This is a genomic window from Emticicia sp. 17c (assembly GCF_037153985.1).
Classification (GTDB): Bacteria; Bacteroidota; Bacteroidia; order Cytophagales; family Spirosomataceae; genus Emticicia.
On sequence record NZ_JBBAYI010000027.1, the window covers coordinates 1 to 12416 of the forward strand.

Here is a 12416-nt window from a genome sequence, read left to right on the forward strand (position 1 = left end):
GTTTGCTGCTGAACGATTCAAATGCTTTCAGCATCCTGAGACCATTGTCAGATATTTTCATTTCTTGGTAATTTTGATTTCAGGATGGATAAGAAAAAACTACTACCTGAATAGCCCAGAATCACTGCACCGAAATTAGTCACTACATAGAGTTCCTTGATGTCTTCTCTTAAGTAGACCATTACCAGCGTAACTATCATGGTTAGCAAGATGCCTGGCCATTCATTTTTAAATACATACCTCACCTTTTGCTTTTTCGCATTACTCAGTTGCTCCATGTAGCTGATTAGCACCCCTAACAAGGCCAGAATAGATTTTCCGATAAAATCAGGGTCGAAAAGTATTTCCATTTATTTAAGGTTTTAAGCGTTTCTTCACGTATTTATTCCACAACAAAGTGCCAATGCCCGAACCTATTGCGCCTACTACCCCCAGTAACAGGCTTTTAAAAAGGTCTTGTGTCATAAAGCCAGGTTCAAAAAGATGTTGTAAAGGTTCTATTAAGGACATAAGCAAACCTCCCAGAAAAGGAATGTTTATATGCGAATGGTTATTTGTCATACTGGCGGGACTTGAATTTTATTCTAACTTGATTCGTTTGATGCTGGTGAGCTGCCCATTCAGCTGGATGTCAACGCTTTGTCCCGTGCCTGGTATTTTCACCTTCAGGGTCTGTACCTGATTCATCTCATTGTAGCGGTTCACCGCTAACAACAACCACTCATTCAGGGTCGGATGCTTCTTTACCCTGACAATTGGAATGTGGTAAAAGTCGCCTGCCGCTGGCTTAAGGTATTCGCCCGTGTAATAGGAATTGCCGTTGTCGGTCGAAAAGTCTACCCGTTGGATCGGCTGGTTACCCGCAATAATGTCATTGTTCAGGCTCAGGGCGTGCAGGGCTAATGCCGCATAGTCATAGCCGATGGTGGTACTGATTTCAACCATTCCCATATTTGGGGTGTATTTCACAGGCCAGTACTGACCTGTTCGGGGGTCTTTCCCTGCACCACCCCAGTAGTCGAAGCCTTCGACCGAATTGTAGGGGTCATGCCAGAACCATATCCCATCCCCAAGAAAATTTCCCCACGCCGTTACGTTGTACAAGTGGCTGAAAGGAACCGCTGGCTTATAGTTGACCCCATACACACTATCAAGAGAAGTTTTAAAGAACCTACCTATTGAAGTAAAGTCTGACCCTGGTACAGGCTCAATGTAGCTCCAAAGAAGGGGTAACACCTTCTTGTTGGGGCGATGTAGCTTCGCTAGCTCCATCTCTTGAATTGTCGAGTAAAACCAACTATGCGAGATAAAATGTTGGTAATCGCCCGCATTAATTACATCAATGTATTGGCTCAGATACCCTGAGGTTCCATCGTATTGTCCGGTGCTAACGTTGAGATAGTTGACGTTTGTCACCTCAAACTGCTTGGCTACTTCTCCCACCGACTGGTTATAGCGGTTGTTTTCTACCTGCATCTCCTGCTCGGTAATCTGCTGCAAGGTCGAAGAAGCAAAACCCCTGGTTCCCACATAACTCATCAACACCACATTCGGGTTGGCTTGCTTGAATGCCCTGAACAGGCTCGCCATCTTGTCTGCCGCTACCTGATTCCCCTGAATGTAAAACGACCACGCCTCAAAATCCAGAAAACAAAACTGATGCCCTTGCGCAGGAACAATCACATACGCATTGAACCAGTTGTACAGGTCTTGGATAGGCGTGTTGGCTAGCCAAAGTGTCGCCGCTGGCCCATTCTCCCGCGGACAACCGTGGTCATAGGCCCATTCGTCATAAGAAGCCATAATCCGGTTTTGTACAGGAATACTGGCATTGGTTTTCCAATCGACAATGTTAAACCCTCGGGTCAGGTAATTCTGGTTCTGGAAGTTAAAGTTGTTGTCTAACTGCCCGAAGCCCAGAATGTTGTACTTGCCCTGAATGGTTCCGAAAGCCGGAAACACATAGGGCAATTGGGCTAAACGATTGGTCGGATTCCGTTTGTAAAAACTTGGCACATTAGACGTATTATCCCCCGCAAAATGCACTACACTCTGCTTGACTTCTTCAATCGTATTGCCATCGAACATGGCGGCAATGATAGACACATCCCAGCCTTTCATGTTGCTGAAGTCGAGGGCTTCGAGCTGCTGCTTGGTCAGCCAGTTCATTGAGTTTTCCACCTTGAACTTCACGATGCCCTGCCCATGCCCAAAGCCGCGGGTGTCTACATAGACCGAGACCTTGTTGCCAGTGGTGGGTGTCACCGAAAAGTTGGAATAGTACTCCTTGTTGGGGGCATAATACCAGAACGAACCCCCATTGTCAATCTGGTAACCACTGTCTCCGGTCAGTCCGGTGGCAAACTGGTTGACAATGCTCAACCCGCCTGCACTCACCGTACAGCTTTGCAGGTTGGTTACCATCCCATATCTGTCAGTCTCAAAGGCGGAGTTAGTGGACGGATAATAATAATAGCCGCGGGGCAATCGGCGGAAATTACGGTTGCTGTTATTGAGAAACGCATATTGTCCGATGCTGACCGAAGGAATGTAAATTGTTCTGGACTGGTTGGTCAGCCCTGCACTCAAACTGTTTTTGGCACAGGCATCTGACAGACTGCTATACTTGGTTTGAGGAAAAGCCTCCAACGACAAGAGAATAAGCGATATAAGCAAAAAAGGAATAAAAGCTAGTTTTTTCATGTGTAAGATTCTTTAATGGTTTGTGCATTCAGGTTGCTTTTGGTGACATCGCTCTGGAAGTGCATCACCCCATCCTGACCGATGAGCAACATCTCAAACGTGGTGTCATAAAAGTATTTCCCAGCCGGAAACAAGGTCGCTCCCTGTGCATCCAGGTAAGCTATTTTGTTGTTATCCATGCTGGTGGCGTAGAGCGTGGTAGTCTGGTTGGTAAACCCACTGCCCTCCAGATTTTTATCCAAAGCATCTTGCAGACTGCTATAAGCCACATACGTGCTGCCATTCTGGTAGGCTTTTTTGATAGAAAAGGGATTGTAGGTCACCGGATTGGGGACGGGGACGGTCACAGGGGGATTCGTGTTGTCATTGCCAGTAGCACTGCTGTTGGTACTGGTCGTGCTGCTGCTCACCACTGGCGTGTTAGCCACCGTAGCCGTAGCCACTGACTTTTTCCTGAAGTAGCGTACAAGAAAGTACAGCCCCAGGCTGCCGCCAATGACCATTATGGTCCAGAGGATTGTGTTCATGTTAATAGTCAGGTTAATACTCTTTTTCACAGATAGATTTGTTTTAAGTGTAAGGGTTCCAGCATCGCATACAGCTCCTGCGGACTCACGGAACTTGGCACACGGCTCGGTAGGTTCAGCCCTAATTCGTTTTTCAACACCTCGTAACAGATTTCTGAACAGAAGAACTGGTCTTTTCTTTTCAGCCTCAGCCCACCTATCATGTCTGTTAACAGGGCCAGTGTATCGTACTTGCTGCCTTGCCGCTGCTCAAAGTAAGACAGTAGCTGCGCGTCCACCTCATACCCTAGCTCGTAGACCAGAAAGTCCTTCAGGTTGAGGTTCCCTATCGGACGTATCTGTACCCCTCCGCTCTGCCAGGCAGATAGCCGCATCCCGCTGACCAGAAACTCACAGTGTATGATTTCATTGCGTCCTCCCAGTGAAAGCAAGGCTTTGCGGAGAATGTTCTTTTCGCTACGTGCGTGTTCAAATGCGAGCTGTGCCATTAGTCGGTAATCCCTACTTCGTTGACAATGATGTCCAGTATCCCATTTACTCCGAGCTGGTTCAGTACGTAGGTCGACCCCGTGGCGTAATACGGCAAACCCTTTGATTTTTCAATCAAGGTCGAAGCATCCGCTCCCGTCAGCTTGTTTGTACTCAGAAAGGTCTTAGCCGCTGAAATCCCACGGTTGTAGGCAAACAATACCTGATGTAATTTATCAGTGCCAAACTGGTGAAACATATTCTGTAACTGAATCCCGATTAAAAGTACGTTCAAGTCTGGCTTCTTGAGGTCACTTTTGGTGATGAGCTTGGCTCCTAAATCACTGCTGGCAAGGATGTTTTTTGACTGTGACGCAGTCGCCTGAATGATGGCTATCTGCTTGGCTGTCAGTCGTCCCTTTTTCATGGCCATGCGGATACTGTCCGTCGGTGTCACCAACGTGATGGCTCCCAGTCCCGTGCCATTGCCTTCATCCAGGGTGGCAATGCCTTGTGGATTTTCATGCAGGATAATGGCATAATGCAGGTAACGGGGTACCCCTGTTTCTCTGGCTGAAGTGCTGACCTGTGTGTCGTATTGTTGTACCAGGGCTTTGGCCTGATTGATACGGATTTGTTTCTCGTCTCGGGGCAGCGTGATGGGGGCTTTGACATTCACAACCGGAAAACTGCTTCTAGCAGTCGTGGAAGAACCCTCAATGAACCCTAAAGCCGGAAGATAGACAGGACTTGACGAAAGCATGGTTAAACTGCTGCGTAACTGTGCTGCCTGTGCTTCTGCCTCTGCTGACGGGGTATAATCTTTAAAACTCACCGTTCTTTTCCTCCTGACCCAGTAGTATACGATACCTAAACCCACTATCGCCAGGGCCGCTAACAGACTATTTTTTAGTTTTCTGGTCATAAGGGATGTTTAACGCTCAGGCGTTATCAATTTCAGTTTCTTCTACGATGGATGCTGTTTCTTCTTGAGGTAGACCTGTTTTTCCAGTCAGCTCGTAGGTCTGTTCGCCTCTGGCTCCTGTTTTTAGGTAATCAAACAACTTGCTTTTAGCCAGACTTTTCAGTTTAGGGTCAACCGTCTGCCGGAAACTGATGTCCAGTTGGGAGGACTGTTTGACCGTTTTCAGCGTATAGTTGTAAAACGTCAGCATGGTGCCGTCTTCCAGCAATACATAGCCGGTACGACCCCCATCAAAAATAAATACCTGAAGTGCTTTCATTGTGAATTTGATTAAATGATTAAAATATCGATAGCGTCTACTGCCTTGCTTGGCTAAGCAAGACTTATTTCCTTTTGGCTTCTTTGCGTGCCTGCTTGAAATTGGCAGCCAACGTTTTACGCCATAAGCCTTTCGGATATACCTCCACAGTTTTTTTGACTTTCTTCCCTGCTAGGTCTTTTTTGGTTTTTGCCACGGCTTTCTGTAAAGCCTTTTGGTTTTGAATCACTGCTTTTGCCTGTGCCATAATTATAAAAGTTGATACGCGTTGTTAAAATCTTCTTGGGTCACTGCATACACAGCCCCACATTCGTGTTGGCTGATAGCCATACACAGCCGCTGAAGCGTGGCTTTATCAGAGGTGATGGCCTGACTGCGGGGAATCCCCGTGGAGGCACTGACGGCTGCTATGTACGCCTCAGTGTTGTTTTCTGTGTCAGGCGCATACACCCTGATAATGTCCTCGATTGTGCCATACCTGAAAATGTACTTCTTCAATAGCACCAGTAAGGCCCGAACCCCATAACGCCACTCCACAAACTGCTCAAAGGCTCCATCCGTATTCTGTGTGTAAGGGACTTTCCCTTGCCACAAATTCATCGGCGAATACCGCAGGTTGCCTGGGTTGTTGTTTCTGACCCCTCGCGGTAAACCTTGCCTACCTAAATAAGACTTCTGTGCAGGGTCGCGCTTAGGCGGAATCTGGCTGAGTAATACCAGTATCAGTACTATACCAATACCTATATACGCAATCCTTCTTTTGTGCCTGACAAGGCAGGTGCTAAGTGTTGTCAATCGTGCCTGCATTGCCTTGCTTTTTCAATAAGCTTTCCTTCCGCCAGTTGTACCCTACCCACAGAATCGTCATCGTACTGGCTAAAAGCCCTATGACCGTAGACAGCACACTCAAGCGTTTGTATGTCGTTTGTGTTTTCATCGCCGCTGTGCTTTGACCAGAAAAAATACGGCTGCTGTCATGATTCCAAACAAGAGGGATATGCCAAACACAATTTTGTAAATCGTCGCATCGGCTAAACCCACGGATACCTCAGGCAATTTCAGTTTGCCCGACTTCACATCCTGCACAATTTCGTAGACCTTGTCTATATCTGATTTTGCTTCCATACTTCCTTAAGTTGCGTTGAGAGAAATAAGACGATTCACCAGCTTTTTCTTGGTGCCACCCTGCCAATCAGGAACATAATTGACCTCATCCTGAATCGCTTGCGTCATCGTTTCTGAGGTCGTGTTGTAATACAGCTTGTTGTAGACCCGATACGTGTATATCAATTCGGCATCTGTTAGCTCAAACAACTTCTTGAATGTCTTTTCTTTGGTGGCCGCAAAAGTGAAAATACCCCTTACTACATCCCTGAGTTCGTTGGCTAATATCTTGGCCTGCTTTTCAAAGGTGGCAGGGTCTGGAATCGTCCCGTCTGTCGGTATATCCGGCAAGGGAATGTTATTCAGTACACTTTTCCGAAACGCCTTAATCCCAAAGTATAAGGCCACCGCTGCCAGTAGTCCGAAAAAAAGCCACAGCTTCAGCTCCTTTGACTTGCGGAAGGCATCGATGGCCCGTGAAACCGATGTCCCGATACCATCGATGGCTGCACTGTTGTTGGGGTGATTTTCCATGATACATTTTACAAAAATGGCGTAGCATGAGCTTCACACTACGCCATTTCTACGCCGTTTGATTAAACTAAACCTGAGGAAGAAAAAAATTATTTATCTTTTTTCTTCTTCTTTTTCCCCCAATGGAACGGGTTGGCTATCACCAGGATACCGCCGACAACCACCACCACACCTGCAAGACCCCACCAGATGGCAGACTTGTACTTCTGGTAAAAAGAAACTTCTCCGTCGGTCCCTTCTGCTGCTGTTTTCTTGACAGGGGTCGCATCAAAGTCACCCGTAGTCGGGTTAAAGAAGTTGATGTACTTGTGGGTGTCTGACACATCGGTTTTAACTCCGTCGGTGGCTGTGGTCGCAAAGACAGTGCCTTCAGGAAAAGGTGCCACCGATAAATCCCAGAAAACACCCCCTGCATCCAGTTTTATCCACGCCATGCCGTTGGCACTGGCATCTTCTCCGGCATTGACTAGTCCGAAAAATGTCTTTAAGGCTGCGGTGTTGGCTGCATACTTGGCCACGGCGGTCGCTTCGGTAATCCCGCGGGGGGTAAGGGCATCGGCTCCCAAGATATCGACACGGTTGACATTCGGCAGGATACGGGCATAGAATTTAGGCCCTGCTACCGAATCGGTGTAGGGGGTAATGATATACCCTGCTTCGATGCCTGAAACGGAAGAGACAGTTTGCTTATAATTAATAATGGCTATCTGCTTACTGACGGAAATTTTTTTCGTAGTTGGCATTGTTGAAAGTTTTTTTTGATGACTGATATTCTCCCAAACTTAAGAGTCCTGCCAAACAATGTTGGAACTTTCCGCTGTATTCTGCCGTATTATGCCTTCATTCGCTGTATTCCGGTCTTATTTTTTTGCTCAGGCTTACGATACCTTCACTCGTCCGACTGTTTCCACCATATACCGCACCACTTCGGGGTTCTGATAACCCCTGAATCCTTTGAAACCCAACTCCTTCAAGGCTTGTATGTGCCTTTCTTCAAATAAAGTCGCAAAGGTTTCCTGATCCATATCACTGAAGTAATGGAAACGGATAGCAGCAACCGAAGCATATTCGTATTGTCTGGTGGTCACATTGTAAGGGTTACTGAATTTCATATCATCCATGAGGGGTATATGCCTGGTAAAAATCATCATCGACCTGAATAGCGGCTTCAGCAATCAGACCTGTAAGCGAACTAGCAAAATAATAAGGTGTGGGGTTCAGAAACTGCTTCTTGACTGAGTCATAATGTTCTACATGGATGTGGTTAATCATCCCTGAGCCATAAGCCTTCGTAATGTCCTGTGCATAGCCCAGTAAATCACCCATAGCAACTACACCCGTTGTCACTACCGGAACAATGTATAAGACATCCACCTGTAAGCCTCCAGCAGTGTCAATCCTGACCCCTGTATAACCCGCTTTGTCTTTCAGGGCTTTGCCAATCCGCTGCACCCGTCCGCTAAATGGCGCGAACACGGGTTGCCCTTCCTGTACCACCAAATCAATGCCATAGTGAATGTGATAGGGCGGGTTACGGCTTGTCCCAAAACTTCCATCCCCCTGCGCATCCCGTCTGATTTTAAGCGGGTACACCAGTTTGATTCTGGCTTTAGTGAATAGCATGGCCAGAATCCCTGATAATGCTACCAACATGACTCCTAAAATGTTCCGGTTGCGTGAAGTCTGCAGATGCCTTTTCATTGCCTGTTTATTTACCTGTGTAAGTTAAGTCCATGCCGAAGGAATCTCTGAACTGCTCATGAGAGGTTTCTGCTTTGCGCTCGACAAGCGGCTCTCCTTCCCGTAGTAAGTTATTCAGGCGGTCAATCTCTTCTTCCTGCTCGCGGATAGTTTCTGTCAGCCTGCGGATGCTCTCCTGTTGTAGCTCATACAGCCCTTTTTGACTCTCTTTAGGCTGTTTTTTCCACCACCAGAATGCTATCCCTCCGGTGAGCAATACGCCCAGTACCAGTAAAACTATTCTCCACACGCTTTTCGGTGATTCCTGAATCGGCTCGCCGTAAGAAGCATATCCTCCGCCCTGATGAGGATACATTAAAGGGGCTTGTCCCTGTGGCGGGGGCATCATAGGACGACCATAATTGGAAGGATAGGGGGAGGATTGATAAGGTGTCTGTGTTGTCATTTTCGTTTAAAATATTCAGTTGCTTCATAAGTATTGGTCTTTTCTGGCCGTCCGTCGGTATAGATTTTCTCCGGTACCAACACCAGACTATCGTACATATTCAAGATGCGCCACGCAAATTTCTTCTTAAAGGGTAAACCCAGATTGATGGCTTCTATTTCCTGAAGACATTGCCGGATATAACCCGCAGGCATCACAAAATCTTCCGGTATCGGTGCATCCGTCGGTAAGGACTTCAACACCAGCATCTGTAACTTGTCCCGTAAAAACGGATGCGCCTGATACAAGCGGTGAAACTGGTAAAACGCTTCATTCCGGTTGTTAATCACTGTGCCTGGAAAGTTCTTGATGGCGGCTGTGGCCTGATTCCCAAACACATCTCCCAAGTCGTCCAGAATAAACACACTGTCTGTAATAGTGGAACAAGTATGGAAAAACCGTGAAAAATCAAACTCCTCACTCGTACTCCGCCGTTGTATCCGCATGACCACATCTGACGGAACTAATTCAAATTGTAACGCATGAAAGGTCTCCTGATACACTTTGGTAGGGCTAATGCCCCAGAAGTCATCGTAGGTGTCATCGTTGTGGTTGTGGTCCAGTATTATCACCCGTTTGCCCTTCAGGTAGTACCGCAAGGCTAACAACTTCGTGAAGTATGACTTGCCCACTTTCATGATTCCGAACACACCCCAGTTGGCTCCCCTGACTTCAAAATCAACTTTTATCGCTGGTGGCGGCATGAAATTTCTCGGTTAAGGATTCCAGCAACAAGTCAATCGATTGGTTGGGCGTGAACACTTCATAAGCAAAAAAACCTAAGTCTTTCAGCCCTACTTCCCAGATAGAGGGCATACTCAGTTTGCCCGCCTCGTTTTTCTTCATCATCCCGTCCAGAATCACTTCATAAATAAAATCCCTGATCTGGTTGTCATCTTCGTAGCTGATTTGCTGAATGGCTTCCAGTTTTGCCACGTTGTACCGTGCATTTTTATAGGCTCCCTCCAGTGCAGGATTCTTCGTCGTTTCATAGGCCCGTATGGTCTCTAAGTCTTCGTCTACTTTCCGGCTGAAATACTTTATCCCTGCAAAACGAATGACATCCTTGCCTATTTTCTTGCCTCTGAAAAAGAGGTCGGTTTCGTATTGGGCCATTCTTTTTACCTTCTCTTCCTCCAGCTTGATGACGGGGGCCTGTACAGTCATTTGTGCGGGTGGGTAGCTTGGATAGTAATAAGGGGGATAGCCATACGCTGGTGGATAATCTATTGGCGCAGGAATGTCTGGTGGTGGGACAGGCGGAATAACAGGTGGTGGAACCACAGGCGGCGGAACGACCGAAGCACTGTTTTGCTGCTGTTGCTGCGTTAGCATCTGCTCAAAATAATTTTTCTTCTGGTAGTCGGCAATCACCTGCTGATTCTTATTATCTACGGGTGTTCCCAGATGCTGCCCAATCGCTTCTGCCGCCTTTGCTGCACCTGTATTAATTAAATCACTGGCGGCTTCTTTTGCCGTCTGTACTACCTTGTCTGCTACCTTGTGCTTTAGTTGGTTGATGAACTCGAACATTTATTTCTTGTGTTGAAAAATGTTAATCAAAATTTTAGTCGCTCGGCTAAAGCCTGCCATCAGTATGCTGCCTAGTTTCAGTCCACGTTTGAGCTTGAACTGCTCCCACCACTCGGCTATAAAATTCAGCCGCTGCTCTCTGGCTTCCCGTTCTGCCATGAACTTCTCAAAGTAGGGTTCTACCAACGGCGATAAATCCATCCGGTGACTTTGAGGGTCATATATCCCCTGTGTACTTAACAGGTGTATCAACGCATTCAGGGCCATCTCGTTGCGGTGGGTAGCCGTTTCGTGGTACTGCTTCAAAGCCTGGTATTGCTGCTGACAAGTCTGGTATTCCGATTCGAGGGCCTGATGGTAGGCGAAAAAGTCGCTTAACTCCTCAGGGCTTTTTTCTTCCTGTGCCAGTATGGCTTGTATCTGTCCGGCTTGGTCGACTTCCAACAAAGCCAGGTAGGTCTTATTCGTCTGCATTGAGGTAGGCTTTTATGGCTTGCAGGGCCTGGTCGTCATCGTCGTGTTCAGTAACGATACGGATAAGCTCGTAAATGTCTTCATCCAGTATCCTGTAAGAGGGTTGGCGGGTTGCTGTCAACTGGTTATAGGTTGCTTTAGGAATCACCACCACATGGTCAGAACCTGCTTGAGTAAATATTGCCTGATAGTCTTTTGCCAGTTCATTGTATTGTTGTGTCAGGGCTTCGTATTGTTCAGCAGATACTAGTTCTGCAGGTGGTGCTTGGGTAGCCAGAGACCCCAGTTCTTGGTTGAGGATTCCCTGAAGGATTTTTCGGAGAACTACTTGCTCACTCTCGTGGTGGGTTGCCAGTGTAGCTAGCAACTGCTTTTGTAGGGCTGTCACACTCACCCCACCTACACGGCTATTGGCAGCATCCTGAATGAGGATGTTGCGTAAAACGGCATCGATAGCCGTGATGATTCTGTCAAATGTTTCAGGACTCATACCAAAGGATTCGTTCAGGATTCATTAGGATTCGTTCAGGATTCGTAGCGATTCGTTCAGGATTCGTAGCGATTCGTTTAGGATTCGTAACGATTCGTTTAGGATTCGTTAGGATTCGTAACGATTCGTTCATCAGGATTCGTAGCGATTCGTTTAGGATTCGTTACGATTCGTTCATCAGGATTCGTTACGATTCGCTGCGATTCGTTCATTAGGATTCGTTACGATTCGTAGCGATTCGTTAATCAGGATTCATAGCGATTCGTTTAGGATTCATTACGATTCGTTAATCAGGATTCGTTAGGATTCGTAGCGATTCGTTACGATTCGTTCATCAGGATTCGTAGCGATTCGTTCAGGATTCATTACGATTCGTTAGGATTCGTTACGATTCGTTCATCAGGATTCGTAGCGATTCGTTCAGGATTCGTTACGATTCGTTCATTAGGATTCGTAGCGATTCGTTCAGGATTCATTACGATTCGTTCATCAGGATTCGTAGCGATTCGTTTAGGATTCGTTACGATTCGCTGCGATTCGTTTAGGATTCGTTACGATTCGCTGCCATTCACCGGAATTTTGAAAAAAGAAATAAAGACACTACATTTGAGTTGTCCAGTCTGCAAATAAGTGCCTTTAGGTTTTTGTGTATACAAATATACAACCCAGAATATTACTAACGCTATTTAATATACGCATGGCAGTATTCTGGCACTATTTTCATCATAAAACCTTTTGCGCGATGGTCGTTTACTCTCCAAAAACATTAAGAAATGAAATAGGAATCTCAGAACGAACTTATTTCAGGTGGCTGAAAATCCTTAAATGTGAAGATGAAAACATCAGAAACAATCTTCCTGAAATTAACAACAAAAAGAACTGGAGTAAAACCACCTATCTGCTGGTCAGACAGGCATTTGGCAGGTTTGGGCGGGTGTAGGTGTAACAGGGGCTATGACAAAATGAAAAATCACCTCGACTCTTTACTTCATAAGAAAATGTCACTCCATTTGACAAGTACTGCTTTCTTAAATGTTAAGTAATTAGCCCATCGTAGCCTTAAACCTTTTCCTTAATAGACCTATTTCTTTGCTAATCGGAAATTGCATTGGCAAACTTCTCCCATTGCCTTATGTTTGCAGCCATATCATTCA

At 46.3% G+C, this 12416-nt stretch carries 20 protein-coding genes; 1 reads left to right on the forward strand and 19 read right to left on the reverse strand.

Features of this window, described 5'->3' with window-relative positions; all coding sequences use genetic code 11:
* Positions 1–47: 47 nt before the first annotated feature.
* The 19 genes from WAA15_RS23915 to WAA15_RS24005 all read right to left on the reverse strand — a co-directional run bounded on the left by WAA15_RS23915 (position 48) and on the right by WAA15_RS24005 (position 11395).
* Positions 48–350 carry a hypothetical protein gene (locus WAA15_RS23915; protein WP_337045381.1) on the reverse strand — a complete coding sequence of 101 codons (303 nt, stop codon included), beginning with the start codon at positions 348–350 and terminating at the stop codon, positions 48–50.
* A 229-nt stretch (positions 351–579) separates the two neighbouring features.
* Entirely contained in the window at positions 580–2703 is a 2124-nt protein-coding gene (locus WAA15_RS23920; protein ID WP_337045382.1) for a hypothetical protein, read from the reverse strand.
* The gene (locus WAA15_RS23925; protein ID WP_337045383.1) at positions 2700–3050 is read right to left on the reverse strand and encodes a hypothetical protein; all 351 of its coding nucleotides are present in this window, start codon (positions 3048–3050) and stop codon (positions 2700–2702) included. Before WAA15_RS23925 ends, WAA15_RS23920 begins: the two co-directional genes overlap by 4 nt.
* Before the next feature lie 206 nt (positions 3051–3256).
* A complete protein-coding gene (locus tag WAA15_RS23930; RefSeq protein WP_337045384.1) occupies positions 3257–3718 on the reverse strand; it encodes a hypothetical protein in 462 nt (153 codons plus the stop codon).
* Entirely contained in the window at positions 3718–4623 is a 906-nt protein-coding gene (locus WAA15_RS23935; protein ID WP_337045385.1) for a hypothetical protein, read from the reverse strand. The genes WAA15_RS23930 and WAA15_RS23935 overlap by 1 nt, the downstream gene beginning before the upstream one ends.
* A 16-nt stretch (positions 4624–4639) precedes the next feature.
* Entirely contained in the window at positions 4640–4942 is a 303-nt protein-coding gene (locus WAA15_RS23940) for a hypothetical protein (protein WP_337045386.1), read from the reverse strand.
* Positions 4943–5006: 64 nt separating this feature from the next.
* The gene (locus WAA15_RS23945) at positions 5007–5189 is read right to left on the reverse strand and encodes a hypothetical protein (protein ID WP_337045387.1); all 183 of its coding nucleotides are present in this window, start codon (positions 5187–5189) and stop codon (positions 5007–5009) included.
* Positions 5190–5191: 2 nt separating this feature from the next.
* Complete coding sequence (locus WAA15_RS23950) at positions 5192–5749, reverse strand: hypothetical protein (RefSeq protein ID WP_337045388.1); 558 nt, start codon at positions 5747–5749, stop codon at positions 5192–5194.
* Positions 5750–5875: 126 nt separating this feature from the next.
* A complete protein-coding gene (locus tag WAA15_RS23955) occupies positions 5876–6067 on the reverse strand; it encodes a hypothetical protein (RefSeq protein WP_337045389.1) in 192 nt (63 codons plus the stop codon).
* Positions 6068–6073: 6 nt separating this feature from the next.
* On the reverse strand, positions 6074–6580 hold the full coding sequence (locus tag WAA15_RS23960) for a hypothetical protein (RefSeq protein WP_337045390.1): 507 nt from the start codon (positions 6578–6580) through the stop codon (positions 6074–6076).
* 89 nt (positions 6581–6669) lie between these two features.
* Positions 6670–7323 carry a hypothetical protein gene (locus tag WAA15_RS23965; protein ID WP_337045391.1) on the reverse strand — a complete coding sequence of 218 codons (654 nt, stop codon included), beginning with the start codon at positions 7321–7323 and terminating at the stop codon, positions 6670–6672.
* Positions 7324–7458: 135 nt separating this feature from the next.
* Positions 7459–7692: a hypothetical protein gene (locus WAA15_RS23970; RefSeq protein WP_337045392.1), complete on the reverse strand. Its 234-nt coding sequence runs from the start codon at positions 7690–7692 to the stop codon at positions 7459–7461.
* 1 nt (position 7693) lies between these two features.
* The gene (locus tag WAA15_RS23975) at positions 7694–8281 is read right to left on the reverse strand and encodes a M23 family metallopeptidase (protein WP_337045393.1); all 588 of its coding nucleotides are present in this window, start codon (positions 8279–8281) and stop codon (positions 7694–7696) included.
* Positions 8282–8288: 7 nt separating this feature from the next.
* A complete protein-coding gene (locus WAA15_RS23980; protein ID WP_337045394.1) occupies positions 8289–8726 on the reverse strand; it encodes a hypothetical protein in 438 nt (145 codons plus the stop codon).
* Positions 8723–9469, reverse strand: coding sequence for a hypothetical protein (locus WAA15_RS23985; protein ID WP_337045395.1), 747 nt, complete (start codon positions 9467–9469; stop codon positions 8723–8725). Before WAA15_RS23985 ends, WAA15_RS23980 begins: the two co-directional genes overlap by 4 nt.
* Complete coding sequence (locus WAA15_RS23990; protein WP_337045396.1) at positions 9444–10298, reverse strand: hypothetical protein; 855 nt, start codon at positions 10296–10298, stop codon at positions 9444–9446. The genes WAA15_RS23985 and WAA15_RS23990 overlap by 26 nt, the downstream gene beginning before the upstream one ends.
* Positions 10299–10772 (reverse strand): hypothetical protein, encoded by a 474-nt coding sequence (locus tag WAA15_RS23995; protein WP_337045397.1) that lies wholly within the window; start codon positions 10770–10772, stop codon positions 10299–10301. It lies immediately after the preceding gene.
* The gene (locus WAA15_RS24000; RefSeq protein WP_337045398.1) at positions 10759–11262 is read right to left on the reverse strand and encodes a hypothetical protein; all 504 of its coding nucleotides are present in this window, start codon (positions 11260–11262) and stop codon (positions 10759–10761) included. The genes WAA15_RS23995 and WAA15_RS24000 overlap by 14 nt, the downstream gene beginning before the upstream one ends.
* Positions 11252–11395 (reverse strand): hypothetical protein, encoded by a 144-nt coding sequence (locus tag WAA15_RS24005; protein ID WP_337045399.1) that lies wholly within the window; start codon positions 11393–11395, stop codon positions 11252–11254. Before WAA15_RS24005 ends, WAA15_RS24000 begins: the two co-directional genes overlap by 11 nt.
* Before the next feature lie 564 nt (positions 11396–11959).
* On the opposite strand from WAA15_RS24005, the gene WAA15_RS24010 reads away from it, so the two are divergent.
* On the forward strand, positions 11960–12202 hold the full coding sequence (locus WAA15_RS24010; RefSeq protein WP_337045400.1) for a hypothetical protein: 243 nt from the start codon (positions 11960–11962) through the stop codon (positions 12200–12202).
* Positions 12203–12416 lie beyond the last annotated feature (214 nt).